The sequence below is a fragment of the Tropicimonas isoalkanivorans genome (genome assembly GCF_900112335.1).
Classification (GTDB): Bacteria; Pseudomonadota; Alphaproteobacteria; order Rhodobacterales; family Rhodobacteraceae; genus Tropicimonas; species Tropicimonas isoalkanivorans.
The window spans coordinates 395,912-416,308 of record NZ_FOLG01000001.1 but is presented as its reverse complement, the minus strand read 5'-3'; the positions used below and the strand labels follow the sequence as shown (position 1 = coordinate 416,308).

General features: G+C 67.0%; 18 protein-coding genes. 17 read left to right on the top strand and 1 reads right to left on the bottom strand.

Annotation, left to right across the window (positions count from 1 at the left end; genetic code table 11):
* Positions 1-6: 6 nt before the first annotated feature.
* The 5 genes from ntrX (at position 7) to hflX (ending at position 6,166) form a co-directional block, all read left to right on the top strand.
* Positions 7-1,419, top strand: a complete 1,413-nt coding sequence (ntrX, locus tag BM075_RS01940; RefSeq protein WP_093358919.1) for a nitrogen assimilation response regulator NtrX — start codon at positions 7-9, stop codon at positions 1,417-1,419.
* A 158-nt stretch (positions 1,420-1,577) separates the two neighbouring features.
* Positions 1,578-2,954 carry a Trk system potassium transporter TrkA gene (trkA, locus tag BM075_RS01935; protein ID WP_093358917.1) on the top strand — a complete coding sequence of 459 codons (1,377 nt, stop codon included), beginning with the start codon at positions 1,578-1,580 and terminating at the stop codon, positions 2,952-2,954.
* A 13-nt stretch (positions 2,955-2,967) separates the two neighbouring features.
* Positions 2,968-4,491, top strand: coding sequence for a potassium transporter TrkG (locus BM075_RS01930; protein ID WP_093358915.1), 1,524 nt, complete (start codon positions 2,968-2,970; stop codon positions 4,489-4,491).
* 161 nt (positions 4,492-4,652) lie between these two features.
* Positions 4,653-4,886: an RNA chaperone Hfq gene (gene hfq, locus BM075_RS01925; RefSeq protein ID WP_042461931.1), complete on the top strand. Its 234-nt coding sequence runs from the start codon at positions 4,653-4,655 to the stop codon at positions 4,884-4,886.
* Entirely contained in the window at positions 4,883-6,166 is a 1,284-nt protein-coding gene (hflX, locus tag BM075_RS01920; protein ID WP_093359387.1) for a GTPase HflX, read from the top strand. Before hfq ends, hflX begins: the two co-directional genes overlap by 4 nt.
* Before the next feature lie 96 nt (positions 6,167-6,262).
* Here the strand turns inward: hflX and BM075_RS01915 are convergent, their stop codons facing one another.
* Positions 6,263-7,555: an O-acetylhomoserine aminocarboxypropyltransferase/cysteine synthase family protein gene (locus tag BM075_RS01915; RefSeq protein WP_093358913.1), complete on the bottom strand. Its 1,293-nt coding sequence runs from the start codon at positions 7,553-7,555 to the stop codon at positions 6,263-6,265.
* Between the two features lie 252 nt (positions 7,556-7,807).
* Here BM075_RS01915 and BM075_RS01910 point away from each other — a divergent pair, with 252 nt between their 5' ends.
* The 12 genes from BM075_RS01910 (at position 7,808) to BM075_RS01855 (ending at position 20,369) form a co-directional block, all read left to right on the top strand.
* A complete protein-coding gene (locus BM075_RS01910) occupies positions 7,808-8,650 on the top strand; it encodes a c-type cytochrome (RefSeq protein WP_093358911.1) in 843 nt (280 codons plus the stop codon).
* 115 nt (positions 8,651-8,765) lie between these two features.
* The gene (locus tag BM075_RS01905; protein WP_177208213.1) at positions 8,766-9,425 is read left to right on the top strand and encodes a CerR family C-terminal domain-containing protein; all 660 of its coding nucleotides are present in this window, start codon (positions 8,766-8,768) and stop codon (positions 9,423-9,425) included.
* On the top strand, positions 9,425-10,378 hold the full coding sequence (locus BM075_RS01900; protein WP_093358907.1) for an HlyD family secretion protein: 954 nt from the start codon (positions 9,425-9,427) through the stop codon (positions 10,376-10,378). Before BM075_RS01905 ends, BM075_RS01900 begins: the two co-directional genes overlap by 1 nt.
* Complete coding sequence (locus tag BM075_RS01895) at positions 10,375-11,307, top strand: ABC transporter ATP-binding protein (protein WP_093358905.1); 933 nt, start codon at positions 10,375-10,377, stop codon at positions 11,305-11,307. Before BM075_RS01900 ends, BM075_RS01895 begins: the two co-directional genes overlap by 4 nt.
* Positions 11,304-12,437, top strand: coding sequence for an ABC transporter permease (locus BM075_RS01890; RefSeq protein WP_093358903.1), 1,134 nt, complete (start codon positions 11,304-11,306; stop codon positions 12,435-12,437). Before BM075_RS01895 ends, BM075_RS01890 begins: the two co-directional genes overlap by 4 nt.
* 93 nt (positions 12,438-12,530) lie before the next feature.
* On the top strand, positions 12,531-13,574 hold the full coding sequence (locus BM075_RS01885; RefSeq protein ID WP_093358901.1) for a Gfo/Idh/MocA family protein: 1,044 nt from the start codon (positions 12,531-12,533) through the stop codon (positions 13,572-13,574).
* A 3-nt stretch (positions 13,575-13,577) separates the two neighbouring features.
* A complete protein-coding gene (locus BM075_RS01880) occupies positions 13,578-14,597 on the top strand; it encodes a Gfo/Idh/MocA family protein (RefSeq protein ID WP_093358899.1) in 1,020 nt (339 codons plus the stop codon).
* The gene (locus tag BM075_RS01875; protein WP_093358897.1) at positions 14,594-15,703 is read left to right on the top strand and encodes a Gfo/Idh/MocA family protein; all 1,110 of its coding nucleotides are present in this window, start codon (positions 14,594-14,596) and stop codon (positions 15,701-15,703) included. Before BM075_RS01880 ends, BM075_RS01875 begins: the two co-directional genes overlap by 4 nt.
* Positions 15,700-16,971 (top strand): ABC transporter substrate-binding protein, encoded by a 1,272-nt coding sequence (locus BM075_RS01870; protein ID WP_093358895.1) that lies wholly within the window; start codon positions 15,700-15,702, stop codon positions 16,969-16,971. Before BM075_RS01875 ends, BM075_RS01870 begins: the two co-directional genes overlap by 4 nt.
* Positions 16,972-17,193: 222 nt before the next feature.
* Entirely contained in the window at positions 17,194-18,165 is a 972-nt protein-coding gene (locus BM075_RS01865) for a carbohydrate ABC transporter permease (protein ID WP_245758710.1), read from the top strand.
* The gene (locus tag BM075_RS01860; RefSeq protein WP_093358893.1) at positions 18,158-19,210 is read left to right on the top strand and encodes a carbohydrate ABC transporter permease; all 1,053 of its coding nucleotides are present in this window, start codon (positions 18,158-18,160) and stop codon (positions 19,208-19,210) included. Before BM075_RS01865 ends, BM075_RS01860 begins: the two co-directional genes overlap by 8 nt.
* A gap of 10 nt (positions 19,211-19,220) precedes the next feature.
* Entirely contained in the window at positions 19,221-20,369 is a 1,149-nt protein-coding gene (locus BM075_RS01855; protein WP_093358891.1) for an ABC transporter ATP-binding protein, read from the top strand.
* The last annotated feature ends 28 nt before the right edge of the window (positions 20,370-20,397 follow it).

Sequence of the window (20,397 nt, the reverse complement as noted above, 5' to 3'; positions counted from 1 at the left end):
AGGTATATGGGCGACATTCTTATCACAGACGACGAGCGCGACATCCGGGAACTGATCGGAGATATTCTGCGCGACGAAGGGTTTACCGTCCGACTGGCGGCGAACTCCGAGGAATGCATGAATTCGATCAGCGAGGAGCCCCCGGCGCTGATGATCCTCGACATCTGGCTGAAGGACAGCAAGATGGACGGCATCGACATTCTCAAGTCGGTCAAGCGGGACCGGCCGGAGATCCCGGTGGTCATCATTTCCGGTCACGGCAATATCGAGATCGCCGTGGCGGCCATCAAGCAGGGTGCCTACGACTTCATCGAGAAGCCGTTCAACATCGACCAGCTCATGGTGGTGATCCGGCGCGCGATGGAAACCTCGCGGCTGCGCCGGGAGAACACCGAACTGCGTCGCAAGGACGTCTCCACCTCGGAGATGGTCGGCTCAAGTGCCGCCTTCAAGGCCTTGAAGGCGCAGCTTGAAAAGGTGACCCGCTCCAATGGCCGGGTCATGCTGACCGGCCCGGCCGGCGCCGGCAAGGAGGTCGCCGCGCGCTTCATCCACGCCAACTCCAACCGCGCGGACGGGCCGTTCGTGTCCGTCAATTCGGCCTCCATCGAACCCGAGCGCATGGAAGAAGTCCTGTTCGGCCGCGAGGGTATGGACCGCGGCGTCGAGCCCGGTCTGCTGGAGGAGGCGCACGGCGGCGTCCTCTACTTCGACGAAGTGGCCGACATGCCGCTCGGCACCCAGTCCAAGATCCTGCGCGTGCTGGTCGACCAGCAGTTTCAGCGCGTCGGCGGCTCGGACAAGGTGCGCGTGGACATTCGCGTGATCTCCTCCACCAACCGCGATCTTGAAAGCGAGATCGCCGCCGGCAACTTCCGCCAGGAGCTGTACCATCGCCTGAACGTCGTGCCGATCCGCGTGCCCGGGCTCGACGAACGGCGGGAGGACATTCCGGAGCTCGCGAACCACTTCATCTCCAACCTCAACTCGACCCAGGGCCTGCCGCTCCGGTCGCTGAGCGAGGAGGCGGAAGCGCTGCTGCAGACCATGCACCTGCCCGGCAACGTCCGGCAGCTGAAGAACGTGATCGAGCGCGTATTGATCCTCGGCGAAGGTTCCGCACCGATCGGTGTGCGCGAACTCGAGGGCGCCGACCGCAGCGACGGGGACGACGGGCGCGTGGTGCTCTCCGGCGCCTTGGCGACACTGCCCCTGCGAGAGGCGCGCGAGCTGTTCGAACGGGAGTACCTGCTCACCCAGATCAACCGCTTCGGCGGCAACATCAGCCGCACCGCCACGTTCGTCGGCATGGAACGCTCGGCGCTCCACCGCAAGCTGAAGTCCCTCGGCGTCGTGACGTCCTCCAAGGCCGGCACCCGCGTCGCCCATATCGAGGAGGCATCCCAGGCGGCGGAGTAGGGGGCTCAGCGGCGCGCGGCCTCACCCAACGTCCAGAGTTCCGCCGGACGACCACGCCCGGCGGAACAAATGCGGAAACAGTATCCTCCGTGCGCCCGTTGACGCCCGCCCCGCGCTCTGCCATCCCTGTGCCAACTGCGATTTCATAGGCCGGGGCGATGAAGGTCATCATCTGCGGGGCGGGCCAGGTCGGCTGGCAGATCGCCCGGCATCTTGCCAGCGAGAAGAACGACGTAACGGTGGTCGATAACAACCCGGTGCTTGTGCGTCGGGCGACCGACACACTGGATGTGGCCGGCATCGCCGGGTTCGCCAGCTATCCCGACGTGCTCGACCGGGCAGGGGCGCGCGATGCCGACATGGTCATCGCCGCGACGCATTCGGACGAGGTCAACATGGTCACTTGCCAGGTGGCCCACTCGATCTTTGGCGTGACTCGCAAGATCGCGCGTCTGCGTGCGCAGTCCTACCTGGAGGCGATCTATCGCGATCTCTACAAGCGCGATCACATGCCCATCGACGTGGTGATCAGCCCCGAGCGCGAGGTGGCCGAAGCGGCCCTGCAACGGATCGCCGCGCCCGCCACCTTCGACACCGAGAGCTTTCTCGACGACGAGGTGCAACTGCTGGGCATCCAGCTCGACCCGGACTGCCCCGTCCTGCACACCCCGCTCCGCCAGCTCACCGACCTGTTCTCGACCTTGCGCGCCATGGTGGTGGGCGTGCGGCGGGAGGGGCGGCTGTTCTCGCCCGAGCCGGAAGACCAGCTTTTCGTCAACGATCAGGTCTATGTCGCCACTCACCGGCTGGACGTGAACCGGACGCTGGAGATCTTCGGCAAGACCGTCCACCGGCAGGAACGGGTTGTGATCATCGGCGCGGGCAACGTCGGCCTTGCCGTCGCCCGGGCGCTGGAGGCCGGGGAGCAGCGGATCCGGGCACGTGTGATCGAAATGGACCGCTCCCGAGCGGAGCGCGCCGCTGACGCGCTGGAACGCACCATCGTCCTGCACGGCGACGGCATGGACAACGAGGTCCTGTCGGAGGCCAGCGTGGACCGCGCCGATGCCGTGGTCTGCGTGACGGACGACGACAAGGTGAATCTTCTCGCGGCGGTGCGCGCCAAATCGGCGGGCTGCAAGATGTCCATCGCTCTGGTCAACGATCCGACGCTTGTGAACCTGATGGAGCCGCTGGGAATCGACGCCTACGTCAACCCGCGCGCCACCACGGTCAGCTCGATCCTGCGCCATATCCGCCACGGGCGCGTCCGCGGGGTCTATTCCATCGGCGATGCGGAGGCGGAGGTGATCGAGGCGCAGGTGCTGTCCACCTCGCCGATCTCCGGCCGGCGCCTGCGGGAGGTGGACTTCCCCGAAGGGGCGCTGCTCGGCGCAATCAAGCGCGGGGACGAGATCATGATGCCGAACGGGGCGACGCGCATCCTCGAAGGCGACATCGTGCTCATCTTCGCCATGGCCGACGATGTTCCGGAGGTGGAGCGCTTGCTGCAGGTCTCCATCGACTTCTTCTGACTCCGGCCGCGCCATGAACCGCCTGTTCGATCTTCCGCTGATCGTGCTCTTCATGGGCGTCGGCTCCCTCGCCATGGTCGTTCCGGCGCTCCACGGGCTGGCCATCGGCGATCTGCGGACGGCCCATGTCTTTGGCCAGTCGGCCATGCTGTTCCTCTTCATCAGCGCCATCATCGCCGTCGCCATGGCGAACCGCGCCAACAGCGGGCACGTGCGCAGTCACCTTGCCGGGCTGGTCGCCGCCTACACGCTGGTGCCCCTGATTCTGGCGGTGCCGTTCCACGAACGCATTCCCTCCACCACCTACATGAATGCCTGGGTGGAAATGGTCTCCTCGATCACCACCACCGGCGCGACCTTGTTCGAGCCCGACCGGCTGGTGCCGTCGCTGCACCTGTGGCGGGCGCTGGTGGGGTGGCTCGGCGGGTTGCTGGCTTGGGTCTCGGCCTTCGCGCTGATGGCACCGATGAACCTCGGCGGGTTCGAGGTCATCTACTCCGGAACGTCCGCCGGAAGCGGCGCCCGGCTGACGCGGCGCCCGGCCGGTCTGGTGGCGTGCGACCCGCGCGAACGGCTGTGGCGGTTCACCCTCACGCTGCTGCCGATCTATGCCGGGCTCACACTGGCGCTCTGGCTTGGCCTGCTGGCCGTGGGGGAGGAGGCGTTGACCGCCGCCTGTCACGCGATGTCGACGCTCGCCACCAGCGGCATCAGCCCGGTGGGCGGCGTCGAACACGCCCAATCTGGGCTGGCGGGGGAGTTCCTGATCTTCCTCTTTTTCGCCTTCGCCATCTCCCGCCTCACCTTCACCGGGGCCTTGACGCAAAAGGGTGCTCGCAATCTGGCGCAGGACCCGGAAGTGCGGATCGGCGCGGTGCTGGTGATCCTGGTGCCGAGCTTCCTGTTTCTCCGCCACTGGATCGGCGCCTACGAGGTCGACACGGTGGCCGCGCTCCCCTCGGCGCTGAACGTGCTCTGGGGCTCCACGTTCAGCGTGCTGTCGTTCCTCTCCACCGCCGGCTTCGTCAGTTCGGAATGGGAAGTTGCACGGGCGTGGTCCGGCCTGCAGACGCCCGGGCTGGTCCTGCTCGGCCTCGCGCTGATCGGGGGCGGGGTGGCCACCACCGCGGGCGGGGTGAAGCTGCTGCGCGTTTTCGCGCTCTACAAACACTCCGAACGCGAAATGGAACGGCTGATCTATCCGTCCTCCATCGGCGGGGCGGGCACGGCGGGGCGCAACATCCGCCGGCAGGGGGCCTATGTCGCCTGGATCTTCTTCATGCTGTTCGCCCTGTCGCTGACCGGCGTCGCGATGGCCCTGGCCGCGGCGGGAGCTGCCTTCGACGAGGCGATGGTGATGGCGGTCGCCGCGCTGTCCACCACCGGGCCAGCGGGGCACGTCGTGCTCGACCACCCGGTGAGCTATGCCGCGCTCAACGACCCGGGCAAGGTCGTCCTCGCCTTCGCCATGGCGCTCGGGCGTCTGGAGACGCTCGCCATCCTGGCGTTGCTGAATCCACACTTCTGGCGCCGATAAGGTGGGATTCAATGCCGCAGGCGCAGAAAAGTCTTTGCGTAGGGGCATCTTGGGGGCTGGAATCTACTGCGAACCCATACCATAGTGGGCGGCAACGGGTGAAAGAGCATCCGCGAACGAGAGACGGCCTTCGGGTAACTATAAGAAAATAAGGCAAGGACATGGCTGCCGATAAGCAGAATTTGCAGGATGCGTTCCTAAATCATGTGCGTAAGACAAAGGTCCCTGTCACGATCTTCTTGATCAATGGCGTGAAGCTGCAGGGCGTCATTACGTGGTTCGACAATTTCTGCGTGTTGCTGCGCCGCGACGGACAGTCGCAGCTTGTCTACAAGCACGCGATCTCGACCATCATGCCGTCGCAACCGATCAATTTGTACGAGGGCGAAGACTGACCCAGGACCCTAGCGGGGAGGCCCCCGCCGAGCGCGCGCTGGTACTTCACCCCGACATTCTCAACGATCCCGACCGGCGACCTGCGGGCCCCCGGCTTGAAGAAGCTGTCGCTCTCGCCGCCGCCCTGCCGGGGCTGGACATCGTGGGCAGCGCAGTTGTCGCCCTTCGCGCCCCGCAACCCGGCACGCTGTTCGGCAGCGGCAAGGTGGAGGAGCTGAAGGCCCGTATCGAGGCCGACGAGGTCGGTCTGGTGCTGATCGACGGCCCCGTGACCCCCGTCCAGCAGCGCAACCTGGAAAAGGAATGGGGCGTCAAGCTTCTGGACCGGACCGGGCTGATTCTCGAAATCTTCGCCGACCGCGCCGCCACCCGCGAGGGTGTGTTGCAGGTGGAACTGGCCGCGCTCTCCTACCAGCGTACCCGGCTGGTGCGCGCCTGGACCCACCTGGAACGCCAGCGCGGCGGGCTGGGGTTCGTCGGTGGTCCGGGCGAGACCCAGATCGAGGCCGACCGCCGGGCCATTGACGAGGCGATCACCCGCATCCGCCGCCAGCTCGAAAAGGTGGTGAAGACCCGCGCGCTCCACCGTGCCTCCCGCGCCAAGGTGCCATTCCCGGTCGTGGCGCTGGTGGGCTACACCAACGCCGGCAAATCGACCCTGTTCAACCGTCTGACAGGAGCGGAGGTGTTGGCGAAGGACATGCTTTTCGCCACGCTGGACCCCACAATGCGGGGCGTCACGCTCACCACCGGCCAAAAGGTCATCCTATCGGACACGGTGGGATTCATCTCCGACCTGCCAACGCAACTCGTCGCCGCCTTCCGGGCGACGCTGGAAGAGGTGCTGTCGGCCGACCTGATCGTGCACGTGCGCGACATCAGCCACACCGAGACCGAAGAGCAGGCGGAGGACGTTGAGGCGATTCTGCACGAGCTCGGCGTCACCGACGATACGCCCCGGATCGAGGTCTGGAACAAGATCGACCTGGTCCCCGCCGACGTGCGCCCGACGCTCGACACGCTCGCGTCCCGGCGGCCGGACGTGCAGACTCTGTCTGCGTGGACCGGCGAGGGGATGGACGACCTCGTCGCCGCCATCACCGAAGCGCTCGACGGGGCCCGCAGCGAAACCTCGCTCGACCTTGCGTTCTCGGAGGGCAAGAAGCACGCCTGGTTGCACGAGCAGAACGTGGTGACGAACGAGCGGCAGGGCGATGCCGGATGGACGATCGACGTCCGCTGGACCGCCCGCCAACGGGACGCCTTCGAGCGGCTTTAGCCGTAAGCAACGTCCGCGACGGTCAACGCCGTTGACCAGGTCCGCGCCGGAACAGCCGGTGCCCTCAAGGGCACCGGCAATCCCAAAATCCCGCCGTCAGGCCGTCGCCTTCGCCAGCGCCTGATCCAGGTCCGCGATCAGGTCGTCGGCATCCTCGATCCCGATGGACACGCGCACCATGTTCGGCGCAGCCCCGGCGGCCTCCTGCTGTTCCGGCGTGAGCTGCCGGTGCGTGGTGGAGGCGGAATGAATCACCAGCGACCGGGCATCGCCGAGGTTGGCGACGTGGCTGAAGAGCTCCAGCGAATCCACCAGCTTGACGCAGGCCTCGTAGCCCCCCTTCACCGCGAAGGTGAACAGCGCCCCGGCCCCTTTCGGGCAGATCTTCTGCGCCCGCCCGTGGTAGTTCGAGGAGGGCAGGCCGGCGTAGGTCACGGACTCCACACGCGGGTCCTTCTCCAGCCATTCGGCCACCTTCACCGCGTTCTCCACGTGCCGGGCCATCCGCAGCGACAGCGTCTCGATCCCCAGCAGCGTGTAATGCGCGCCCTGCGGGTTCATCGTCATGCCCAGATCGCGCAGACCGACCGCGATGGAGTGGAAGGTGAACGCCATCGGCCCGAGCGCCTGGTGGAAGACCAGCCCGTGATAGGCAGGCTCCGGCTCGCTGAGCGAGGGGAACTTGCCGGAGGCCGACCAGTCGAACTTGCCCGAATCCACCACGCAGCCGCCGGTGACGGTGCCGTTGCCGGTCAGGTACTTCGTCGTGGAATGGACGACCAGCGTCGCGCCGAGCGCAATCGGGTTGCACAGGTACGGCGTGGCCGACGTGTTGTCGACGATGAGCGGCAGGCCCGCCTCCGCAGCGATCTCCGCCATCAGCGGAATGTCGGTGACGTAGCCGCCCGGGTTGGCAATCGATTCGCAGAACAGCGCGCGCGTGTCGTCGTCGATGGCGTTCCGCACCGCGTCCACGTCGTCCATGTCCACAAACCGCGCCGACCAGCCGAAGCGTTTGATCGTTTGCGAGAACTGGGTGATCGTACCGCCGTAGAGCCGGGTGGAGACCACGATATTGCGCCCCGGGCCCATCAGCGGGAACAGCGCCATGATCTGCGCCGCGTGCCCGGAGGAGCAGCAGACCGCACCAGCGCCGCCTTCCAGCGTGGCGATGCGCTCGGCCAGCACCTGCACGGTGGGGTTGGTCAGCCGGGAATAGATGTAGCCGACCTCCTGCAGGTTGAAGAGCGCGGCGGCGTGGTCGGCATCCCGAAACACATAGGCCGTCGTCTGGTAGATCGGCGTCTGCCGGGCTCCTGTCGCCGGATCGGGGCTGGCGCCTGCATGGACTTGAAGGGTGTCGAAGCCGAGTGTGCGGCCGTCGGTCATGGGGGTGTCCTCCGGTTGGGTCCCGTTTGCGTGGCGCGGAGACTAGAAGAACGCCCGCGCACAGGCAACGCGCTCCGGGTGCGGCCGATGGCACGTGGCCCGCCGGGGCAGGGGGCGGGTGAATGCAGCGCCCGGTGCGGCCAGGCAACCGCGCCGCCACGATTTTTTCGTCTCCGATGTCGTGGGCTGTTGATGGCCGATATTCACGTCATGGTAGGTTGACGTTGCGTACAGGAGAAAAGGGAGGCGCTTATGAAACGGAGTGCGAGCATCGCAGCCGTCGCCCTCGCCGTGGGATCGACCTCGGCAGTGGCGGAAACACTTCTCGAACGGGGCGAATATCTGGTGCGGGGGCCGGCGGGATGCGGCAACTGCCACACGCCGCTGGGGCCGGAAGGGCCGGTGGAGGGCCAGGAACTCGCAGGCCGGCTGGTGGAGAAGAACGACGCCTTCACCGCCATCGCGCCGAACATCACGCCGGCCGGGGCCGTCGCGGACTGGAGCGACGAAGACCTGGCGCGTTCCATCCGCGAAGGCATCCGCCCGGACGGCTCGCTGATCGGCCCGCCGATGCCCTTCGAATTCTACCGCCGTCTCTCGGACACCGACCTCTCGGCCATCGTTGCGTTTTTGAGGACGGTCCCTGCTGTCGAGAATGATCCCGGCGAATCCGTCTACAATATTCCCCTGCCGCCCGCCTACGGCCCGCCCGTGGAGTCCGTGGCGGACATCCCGCGCGGCGTGACGGTCGAGTATGGCGAATACCTCTCCGGCCCGGTTGCGCACTGCATGGAATGCCACACGCCCATGGGGCCGCAGGGCCGGTTGACGGAAACCGACCTCGGCCGCGGCGGCTTCGAGTTCCACGGGCCGTGGGGCATCTCCGTTTCGGCCAACCTGACCAGCCACGAGGACGGGCTGGCGGAGTATACCGACGCCGAGATCGCCGACATGATCACCAAGGGCGTCGAACCGGACGGGGAACAACTCCTGCCGCCCATGCCCTACGGCTACCTCGCGCGGATGACCGAGGACGACCTCGCCGCGATCATCCTCTATCTCCGGAGCCTGCCGCCGCTGCCCGACAAGTCGTAGCCGGAAAAATTCACCAATGAATCAGCCCCCGGAGGCGCATGTCGCCTCCGGGGTTGCAATTCGCGTCGGGCGGGTGCATTATTTAATCAAACGTTTGATTGAATTTGGTGACCCGATGACCTCCACCCCCGAAATGCCCGAAAGCCCGTCCGACCAGACGCGCCGCGCCCTGATCGACGCCGCGATCGCCCTGTTCGGGCAAGAGGGGTTCCGGGGCACCAGCACCCGCGCCATCGCCCAGAAGGCCGGGACGAACGTCGCCTCCATCGCCTATCACTTCGGTGGCAAGGAGGGGCTTAGGGTGGCCTGCGGCACGGCCATTGCCGAACGCCTCGCCCGCGTCGTCGGCAAGACCGACCTGCCGGAGGTGGAGACGCCCGAGCAGGCGCTCCACCTTCTGGAAGGGGTGATCGCGGCCTTTGCCCACTACCTCCTGCTGGAGCAAGGCGAGGCGGACATCGTCGCTTTCATCATGCGCGAAATGGCGGAGGACGGCCCTGCCATCCGCGAGGTCTATGCCACCACGATGGAGCCGCGCCACCGCGCCTTCTGCCGGCTGTGGGAAGTGGCCACCGGCTGGCCGGCCGAGAGCGACCGGACCCGCCTGACCGTCTTCGCCGTGATCGGGCAGGCGCTCTATTTCCGCATCGGCCAGACCGTCGTGCAACAGCGCATGGGCTGGGAGCGGCTGGACGAGGAGACCGTCCGCCAGATCACCGAGGTCCTCATCGCCAACCTGCGCGCGATCGTCGCCGCCAACCGGAGGCAGCCGTGATGCTTGATGTCTGTTCGATCCCGGTGCTCGCCACCTTCTTCGCCGCCTGCACAGGGCTTCCGCCGCTCGCCACCGGCTACGTGGAGGGCGAGTACCGCCTGATCGCGCCGATCACCACGGCGCAGGTTGAAACGCTCAACGTGGCCCGCGGTGCGCGGGTGACGGCGGGCGAGGTGCTGGCGGTGATGGAAACCCGCGACGCCGCCATCGCGCTGGCGGAGGCGAAGGCCGCGCTGGAGGCAGCCGAGAGCGAGCTCGACAACCTGCGGGAAGGGCGGCGGCAGGAGGAAATCGCCGTGATCGAGGCCTCGCTGGCCTCCGCCAAGGCCGAAGCAGCGGAGGCGGAGCGGGAGGCAAAGCGCCAGGAAGACCTCGCTCGGCGCGGCATCGCCCCCTCCGCCCAGGCCGAGGACGCCCGCACCCGCGCCGACGTGACTCTGGCCAAAATCGCCGAGGTGGAAGCGAACCTCGCGGTGGCCAAGCTGCCCGCTCGCCCGCAGGAGATCCAGGCCGCGCACGCGGCGCTGGCGCAGGCGGAGGCGGGCGTGTCCGCGGCCCAATGGCAGCTCGAACGGCGCACCCTCGCCGCCCCCGCTGACGGTCAGGTGCACGAGGTTCTGCGCACCGCCGGGGAGATCGCCGGCCCGCAGGCCCCGGTCCTCTCCATGCTGCCCGACGGCGCCGTGCTGCTCCGGCTCTACGTGCCGCAGTCGGAAATCTCGCGGCTCTCCATCGGCTCGGAACTGACCGTCAACTGCGACGGCTGCCCGGAGGGGCAGACCGCGCATGTGACCTACCTCGCCGACGGTCCGGAATTCACCCCGCCCGTGATCTACTCCCTCGATAACCGGCAAAAGCTCGTCTACCTTGTCGAAGCCCGCCCGGACGTCGCCTCCCACTGGCTGAAGCCGGGGCAGATCGTCGATGTCCGGCTGTCGGAGCCGGAGTCATGACAGAGGGGCCGGCAATCCGGGTCGAAGGGCTGGTCAAGCGCTTCGGCGGCCGCACCGTGGTGGACCACGTCTCCATGACCGTCGCCCGCGGCCAGATCACGGGCTTCCTCGGCCCCAACGGCTCCGGCAAGACGACGATGATCCGCGTCATGTGCGGCCTGCTGACGGCGGACGAGGGAACGGGCATGGTTCTGGGCTACCGGCTCGGCCGCGATACCCGCCGGATCAAGCGCGAGATCGGCTACATGACCCAGCGGTTCTCGCTCTACGAGGACATGACGATCCGCGAAAACCTCGCCTTCGTCGCCGGCCTCTACGGGCTGCGCCCGCTCCGGCGCGTGGTGGACGAAACACTGGAAGGGTTGGGCCTCACCAGCCGCCAGCACCAGCTGTCCGGCACGCTCTCGGGTGGCTGGAAACAGCGCATGGCCCTCGCCGCCTGCGTCATGCACAAGCCGAAGCTGCTGCTGCTGGACGAGCCCACGGCGGGCGTGGACCCCAAGGCCCGCCGCGACTTCTGGGAGGAGATCCACCACCTCGCCGCCGGCGGGATGACCGTGCTGGTCTCCACCCACTACATGGACGAGGCGGAGCGCTGCCATTTCGTCAACTACATCTCCTATGGCCGGCTCGTGGCTTCCGGAACCGTAGAGGAGGTGATCGCCCATGCCGGGCTCACCACCTTCCTGATCGAGGGGCCGATGGACAAGGTCGCCGAGGCGGAGCGGCAACTGCGCGGCATGCCCGGCGTGGACGAAACCGCGCCCTTCGGCACGTCCCTGCACGTGGTCGGACGCGACGCGGGGGCGCTGAAGACCTCCGTCCGGCAGGTCGCCGCCGAGACCGGCACCCGGATGTCGGCCACCGAGACCAGCCTCGAGGACGCCTTCATCCGGTTCATGAACCAGTCGCAGGACAACATGGCATGAGGTGGTTTTCGTTCCGCAGGCTCCGCGCGTTGCTCAAGAAGGAGGTGATCCAGATGCGGCGGGACCGCATCACCTTCGCCATGATGATCGGCGTGCCGCTGATGCAACTCGTCCTCTTCGGGTTCGCCATCAACAACGACCCCAAGTCGCTCCCCGCCGCGCTGGTGGCCCCCACGCAGGACCGCTATTCGCGCGCCATAGTCACCGCGCTGGAACTGACCGGCTACTACCGGTTCGACCACATCACCCCTTCGGCGGCCGAGGCGGAGGCGCTGATCGAGCGCGGCGCCATTTCCTTCGTGGTGACAATCCCATCGGATTTCGACCGCCGGGTCGACCGGGGCGACAATCCGCAGATCCTGATCGAGGCGGATGCCACCGACCCCGCCGTCGCCTCCGGCGCGATCTCCACGCTGGGGCAGGTGGCCTCCGAGGCGCTTCTGCACGAGAGCGGCAAGGACGCGCTGGCCGAGGAGCAGACCCGCAGCCAGCTCGAAGTCATCGTCCACCGCCGCTACAATCCCGACGGCATCACGCAGTACAATATCGTGCCGGGGCTGCTGGGGGTCATCCTCCAGATGACCATGGTCATGATGACCTCCATGGCGCTCACCCGCGAAGTCGAGCGCGGCACGATGGAGAACCTGCTGGCGATGCCCGCCACCGGGCTGGAGATCATGTGCGGCAAGATCCTGCCCTACCTCGCCGTCGGCGCCTTTCAGGTGTTCCTCGTCCTCGGCGCGGCAAAGGCGCTCTTCGGCGTGCCCTTCGTCGGTTCGCTGTCGCTCCTGCTGTTCGGCGTCTTCATCTTCGTCCTGGCGCTGGTTCTGCTCGGCTACACGATCTCCACCGCCGCGCGGACGCAGATGCAGGCGATGCAGCTCACCTTCTTCTTCTTCCTGCCGTCGCTCCTGCTTTCCGGTTTCATGTTTCCCTACAGGGGGATGCCGGGATGGGCTCAGGTTCTCGGTGAATTCTTCCCGCTCACCCATTTCCTGCGCATGATCCGCGCCGTCATGCTTAAGGGCGCGGACCTGACCAACGTGTCGGGCCCCATGGCGGCCATGGCCGTCTTCGTTCTTGCCTATGCCCTGCTTGCCCTGACCCGGTTCCGGCGGACGCTCGATTGAGAGGCAATCGCGGGCCGGTCTGGTCAAGTCTCATGCGACGTGTTTAGTCTCGGGGGGCTGGAAGCGGCGTCGGAACGGTTGCGGGAGGGTTTCATGCAGGCAGTCTTGATCGGCGTGGGCATGGTCGCCCGCACCCACGTGGACGCCGTGGCCGCAACCGACGGCAAGGTCACCCTGCGTGGCGTCATGGCGGCGCACGCGGACAGGGCGGAGGCCTTCGCCGAAACCGTCGCTTCGGCATCGGGTCAGAAGCCCAAGATATACAACGATATTGCCGAAGTCGCCGCCGACCCCGCCGTGGACCTCGTTCTGCTCTGCACACCGCCCAACGCCCGGATGGAGATCGTCCGCGCGCTGGCGGAGGCCGGCAAGCCGATGCTGATGGAAAAGCCGATCGAGCGCGACAGCGCCGCCGCGGAGGAGATCGTCACGCTCTGCGAGGCCAATGGCGTGCCCCTCGGCGTCGTCTTCCAGCACCGGATGCGGGAAGCCTCGCAGCACGCCGCCGCGGTTCTGGCCGAGGGCGCGCTCGGGCCACTGGCGGCGGTGGAGGTGACGGTGCCCTGGTGGCGGCCCCAATCCTACTACGATGAGCCGGGCCGCGGCACCTACGCACGCGACGGCGGCGGCGTGCTCATCAGCCAGGCCATTCACACGCTCGACCTGATGCTGTCGCTTACCGGCCCGGTACGCAGCGTGCAGGCCATGGCCCGGACGACCGCGTTGCACCGCATGGAGGCGGAGGATTTCGTAACGGCCGGTCTGGAATTTGCCAACGGCGCCGTGGGCTCGTTTGTCGCCTCCACCGCCAGCTATCCCGGCGGCCCGGAATCCATAGTTCTCCACGGGCAGTCCGGCAGCCTCCGTTTGGAATCCGGCACCTGCACCCTCGATTTCCACGACGGGCGGCACGAGACGCTCGGCGCCCAGGCCACCGGCACCGGCGGCGGCGCGGACCCCATGGCTTTCACCCACGAGTGGCACCAGGGCGTGATCGAGGACTTTGCCGACGCCGTCGCCGAGGGTCGCGCGCCGCTGGTGTCCGGCCGGGAAGCGCTGCGCGTCCACCGCCTGATCGACGCGCTGGTCGAGTCCTCACGGGAGCGACGCGCCGTTATTCTGAAGGACGCCGAGTAACCGATGGAACGCGCACTGAAATTCGCCGCCCTCGGCATCGAACACCGCCACATTTTCGGCATGGCGCAAAGCATGGCGACCGAGGGCGCGAAGTTCGTCGGGTGGTGGAACGACGGCGACCCGATGATCCTCGACGGCTTCAAAAAACGCTTCCCCGACGTGCCCCGCGCGACAGACCGGGATACCCTGCTGGCGGACCCGGATATCGACCTGATCCTGATCGCCGATGTCCCCCGCCGCCGCGCCGCGCTCGCCATCGAAGCGATGCAGGCCGGCAAGGACGTGATGGTCGACAAGCCCGGCTGCACGACGCTGGAGCAGCTTGACGCGCTCCGCGCTACGCAGGCGGAGACGGGCCGCATCTGGTCCGTCGATTTCTCCGAACGGTTCGAGGTGCCGAGCGTCACCCGCGCCTCCGAGTTGGTGGCCGAGGGGGCCATCGGCCGCGTGGTGCAAACCGTCGGCCTCGGCCCGCACCGTCTCAACAAGCCCACCCGCCCGGACTGGTTCTTCGACCGCGACGCCTATGGCGGCATCCTGTGCGATATCGCCTCTCACCAGATCGACCAGTTCCTCCACTTCACCGGCGCGACCGACGCGGAGGTCACGTTGGCCAGCGTCGGCAACTACGCCAACCCGGCCACCCCCGGACTTCAGGATTTCGGTGAACTTGCGCTCAGAAGTCCCGAAGGTCACGGCTATATTCGCGTCGACTGGTACACCCCCGACGCGCTGCCCAACTGGGGCGACGGACGTCTGACCATCCTCGGCACGGACGGCTACATCGAGCTGCGGAAGTACGTCGACGTCGGCGGCGCGCCGGGCACCGACCACCTCGTCCTCGTCAACGGCACGCGCTGCGAAAAGGTCGATTGCGCGACGGCCGGTCTGCCCTATTTCGGCCGGCTCGCGGCGGACATTCGCGACCGCACCGAAACGGCCATGTCGCAGGCCCACTGCTTCACCGTCATGGAGCTCGCGATCCGGGCACAACGGATGGCCGAGGGAGCCACGCGGCCTTGATCCGCACCGCGATCATAGGCGCCGGCATCGGGCGGGAGCACCTGGAGGGCTACCTCGATCTTCCCCACCAATTCGCCGTCACCTGGATCTGCGACCTCAACCTCGCCCGCGCAGAGGAAATCGCCGATCCCCACGGCATCCAGGTCGCACGCAACCTGGCGAACGTGCTGGCCGACCCGGACGTCGATCTCGTGGACATCTGCCTGCCGCCGCACCTGCACTACAAGGCCGCGAAGGCCGCGTTAAAGGCCGGCAAGCACGTGGTCTGCGAAAAACCCATGGTCCCCTCGCTCGCCGAGGCGGAGTCCCTGATCGCCACAGCCCAGGCCGCCGGCCGCGTGCTGTCGCCGGTCTTCCAGTACCGCTACGGCCCGGCCATGGCTCAGATCGAAGCCCTCCGAACGGCCGGCCTTCTGGGGCGGCCCTACGCGGCGAGCGTGGAAACCCACTGGAACCGAGGCCCGGACTACTACGCCACCTCCTGGCGCGGTACCTGGGCGGGGGAGAACGGCGGCGCCGTCCTCGGCCACGCCATCCACAATCATGACCTGTTGACCGCCCTGCTGGGGCCGGTGCGCGAGGTGCAGGCCACGGTCGCCACCCGCGTCAATGCCATCGAGACCGAAGACTGCGCGGCGATCGCGCTGCGCTTCGAGTCCGGCGCGCTGGCGACCAGCTCCATCACCCTCGGCGCCGCGACCGACACCACGCGCATCCGCATCTGCTGGGAGGGGGTGACCGCCGAAAGCGGCACCGAGCCCTACGCGCCCATGGCCCAGCCGTGGACCTTCACCGCCCGCGCCCCCGTGGAGCAATCGCAGGTGGACGACGTGCTGGCCGGCGTCCGCCCCTCGCGGACCCGCTTCGCCGGGTATTTCGAGGCGCTGGCGGACCGGCTGCAGGGCAGGGAGGCGCAGGCCGTCACCCCCGAAGACGGGCGCCGCTCCGTCGAACTGGTGGCCGCGATCTACAATGCCGCGCGGACGGGGCAGGCCGAATACCTGCCGCTGGCCGAGGATCACCCGTTGTATTATGGCTGGGCCCCCGAACCGGGCGCCGTCGAACTGGTCCGAGACAGGGACGACTCAGGGAGGAGTGACCGATGACACCGACTGGATATTTCACGAAAGGCGCCGCACTGGCCGCCATGCTGGCCGGAGGCGCCGCCTCGGCACAGGAAATCCGCTTCATGTGCTACTCCGACGGCAACGAATGCGAGGCCGCCGGCGAGATCATCGAGCGCTTCGAGGCCGAGAACGACGGCGTGAGCGTCGTGATCGACAAGGTCCCCTACAAGGCCATCCTCGAAAACCTGCCAGTGCAGCTCGCCGCTGGCACCGGCCCCGACATGGCCAAGGTCACGGACCTGGGAGGGCTCAGCAAGTACTACCTGGACCTCGCGCCTCACGTCGACCGCGCCTACTGGGAGGAAAGCTTCGGCCCGATCCTCGACTGGTACCGCAAGGGGCCCGACGACGATGGCATCTACGGCCTGCATTCTCAGCTCACCATCACCGGACCCTTCATCAACCGCACCCTCTTCGATCAGGCGGAGGTAGAGGTTCCGGGGCCGGATGCCACCTGGGACGACTGGGCAGAGGCCACCCGCAAGGTTGCGGAGGCGACCGAGACGCCGTTCGCCATGGCCATCGACCGCTCCGGCCACCGCATCGCCGGCCCCGCGATCTCCTACGGCGCCAAGCTGTTCGGCGAAGACGGCACGCCAACACTGGTGGACGAGGGCTTCACCACCTTCGCGCAGAAATTCGTCGACTGGAATAAAGACGGCACCATGGCGCCGGACGTCTGGGGCGCGGCCGGTGGCACCACCTACCAGGACGCGGCGCAGGAGTTCATCAACGGCGAGCTCGTGTTCTACTACTCCGGAAGCTGGAACGTCCAGCGCATGGACAGCTCCATCGGCGACGCATTCGACTGGGAAGTGGTCGGCTCGCCCTGCGGACCCGCCGCCTGCACGGGAATGCCGGGAGGCGCCGGCATCGTCGGCTTCGAACAGACGCAACATCCCGAGATCGTGGCGAAGCTGATCGACTTCCTGGCGGAAAAGGAGAACTACGCCGACCTGACCGCCAAGTCCCTCAACATCCCCGCCCATGCCGCCGTCGCCGCTGAGGGCGTGACCTACGAGGGCGCGTCCGAGCAAGCGGCCGCGGCGCTGAACGCCTTCGCCGCCCAGGTCCCCACCGTCTCGCCGATCGCCTTCGCCTATCAGGGCTACAAGAACAACCGCGCCATGTTCAACATCTCGCTCGCGCGCGTCAGCCAGGCCATCGTCGGCGAGTTGACGGTCGAAGAGGCCATGGCGCGCGCCAAGGACGACCTGGCTCAGGCGCTGGCCGAATCGGGCGAGTGAGACGGTGAGACGTCGCACCGGACTGTCGACCGGCCGCGTCTGCGGCTGAGGGTCGGATATGGGTATTTTCACCAACAAGAAGCCCAAGGTGGAGTCTTCTTGTTGGCCCAAATACCCAAATTCCGACGTGTGGGCCGGGAGGTGCCGTCGACGCTCCGGACGCGCGCCCGATGACCCGCTGGCCGCGGGGCGCTGTCCGCGCCCGGCATGGAAAGAGACCGCATGCTGCTTCGCCTGATCTCACCCCTGATGAATGTGGTCGACCTGCCGATGCGGGCGCTGCAGCGCCGGCTCGGAATCTCCCGGCTCGCCTGGGTGTTTCTCCTGCCCAACCTGCTGCTCTTCGGGACCTTCGCGTTCCTGCCGATTCTGCTGAACTTCGCCTATGCCTTCACCGGGACGGACAACATCCTGCTGCTGGATCGAACCTTCGTCGGCGCGGAAAACTTCGCCCAGCTTCTGGATTGCGACAGCTATCTCGATCCGAACACCTGCGCGCGCGATCTTTTCTGGCGCGCGGTGCACAATACCGCGTGGTTCATCGTGATGCAGGTTGGGTTCATGGTCGGCTTCTCCCTGCTGACCGCCCTGGTTCTGAACCGGGAGATCAAGGCGCGGGGCTTCTTCCGGGCGGTCTTCTTCTTTCCCGTCCTTCTGTCACCGGTGGTGGTGGCGCTGGTCTGGAAGTGGGTGCTCCAGCGGAACGGAATCCTGAACGCCGGGCTGGAGGCGGTGGGCATGGACAGCGTGGTCTGGCTGCTCGACCGTCATTGGGCGTTCTTCTGGTCGGTGTTCCTGTCCGTCTGGGCGCACATGGGCTTTTATACCCTCATCCTTCTCGCCGGGCTGCAGGCGATCCCCCGTGACGTCTACGAGGCCGCGGTGATGGACGCCGCCGGCCCCTGGCGGACGTTCCGGCGCATCACCCTGCCGCTCCTGATGCCGACGATGCTGGTCGTGATGGTGCTGGCGCTCATCAAGGGCGTGCAGACCTTCGACGAGATCTATGCCTTTACCGGGGGTGGGCCGGGATCGGCGACCACCTTCATCATCCAGTATATCTATGAGACCGGCTTTGGCGGCGCGCCGCGCCTGTTCGGGCCAGCGGCGGCGGCCTCGCTGCTGCTGGCGCTGCTTTTGGTGGCGCTGACGGTGATACAGCTCTGGATTACGCGGAGGTCGTCCAATGGCTAATGTAACGGCCTTTCTGACCCGCACCCGGGGGCGGGGTCGGCTCCACTGGACCGATTGGGCGAGCTACGCCTACCTCGCCCTCGGCGTCTTCCTGATGTTCGGCCCGGTGATCTGGCTCGTGGTCTCCTCCTTCAAGACGCAGGCGGAACTCGACCGCTTTCCGCCGCGCTTCCTTCCCTATGCCCCGGAGACGGTGCAACTCGACGGCCATGCCGAGCCTCTGCCGCTGTTTCGCGTGACGGATGGCCCGCTGGCGGGGGAAACGGTGGCGCAAGTGCGCCGGATCGGACTCACGAGCCAGGTCGTCCGCCCGGAGGCGCCAGGCGAGGTCGTCAAGATCAACCGTGCCGACAGGGTGCCGGTGGAACGCGTGAAACCGGCGCTGGAAAACTATCGCACCCTTTTCGAGCGCTTCGATTTCATGCGCTATTTCTGGAACTCGACCTTCATCACCCTGACCGCAACGGCAATCACCCTGCTGGTCAACTCCATGGCAGCCTTCGCGCTGGCAAAATACGAGTTCCGGGGACGGGGGGCCGTCGTCGCGCTGGTGATCGGCGTGCTGATGGTGCCGCAATCGGTGGTGCTGGTGCCGCTCTTCATGGTCACGCGCGAATTCGGGATGCTCGACAGCCCCTGGGGCGTGATCATTCCCGGCGCCGCGACGCCGACGGGGGTGTTCCTGCTGCGCCAATACATGCTGACGATCCCGGACGAAATCCTGGATGCCGCCCGCATGGACAAGGCCAGCGAGTGGAAGATCTTCTGGCGGATCGTGCTGCCGCTCTCCGCGCCCGCCATCGCGGTGTTGGCGATCCTTTCGATCATGTGGCGCTGGAACGACTTCCTCTGGCCGCTGATTGCCCTGTCGCGCAGCGAGAACTACACGCTGCAACTGGCGCTGAATTCGTTCCAGGGCGAAATGCGGACGGAGTGGAGCAGCCTTCTGGCGATGACGGTGCTGACGCTTTTGCCCGTGGCGCTGGTTTTCGCCTTCCTCCAGAAGTACATCGCCACGGGCATCGCCTCCACGGGCGGCAAGTGAAAGAGAGCGGATGACGACGGCAGGGGAGCAGACACCGCACATCTCGCGCCGGACGGCGCGGCTGGAGCTGCGGAACGTCACCAAGTCCTTCGGCAAGGCCGAGGTGATCCGCGGGGTCGACCTGACCGTGGAGCAGGGGGAGTTCTGCGTCTTCGTTGGGCCCTCGGGCTGCGGAAAGTCCACCCTTCTGCGCATGATCTCGGGGCTGGAGAACGTCACAGCGGGGGAGATACGGATCGGCGGCGACGTGGTGAACGACGTGCCGGCGGCCGAGCGGGGACTGGCGATGGTGTTCCAGTCCTACGCGCTCTATCCGCACATGAGCGTGCGCCAGAACCTGTCGTTCGGCCTGGAAAACCTGCGCACCCCCCGCGGGCAGATCGCGGAGACGGTGGAGGAGGTGGCCGCCATGCTGCAGATCGACATGCTGCTCGACCGCCGCCCCAAGGACCTGTCGGGGGGCCAACGGCAGAGGGTTGCCATCGGCCGCGCCGTCGTGCGGGAGCCGCGGATCTTCCTGTTCGACGAGCCGCTCTCCAACCTCGACGCCGAATTGCGGGTGGAGATGCGGGGCGAAATCTCGCGCCTGCACGCGCGCCTCGGGAACACCATGGTCTACGTGACCCACGACCAGGTCGAAGCGATGACGATGGCCGACCGGATCGTCGTTTTGCGCGACGGGCAGGTGGAGCAGGTGGGGGCGCCGCTGGAGCTTTATAACTCGCCCGCGAACCTCTTCGTCGCAGGGTTCATCGGCTCGCCCCGGATGAACTTCCTGACCGGCCGCGTGGAGGCAGGCCGGCTCAGGCTCGACAACGGGCAGATGGTCGACGTCCCCCACGGGAAGTTCTCATTGGAGGACGGCGCAGCGGTCACCCTCGGCGTGCGGCCGAACCACCTGATTCCGGTCGCGGAAACGGTCTCGGGATTGCATGCAACCGTTCGCGGCATCGAGCAACTGGGCGGGGATTCCTATGTCCACGCGGTCACCGCAGCGGGCGAGGCGGTGTCGCTGCACCGGCCCGGGCAGACGGACCTGACAGTGGGCGCGGAGGTGTACCTCGAACCCGACCCGGACCAACTTCATCTGTTCGACACTGCGACCGGCCGCGCCCTGCGCGCCGACCCCGCTCGCGATTCTTCGGCCGAAAAATCGTAACGACCTTCCGGCCGAAAATCCGGGCCCG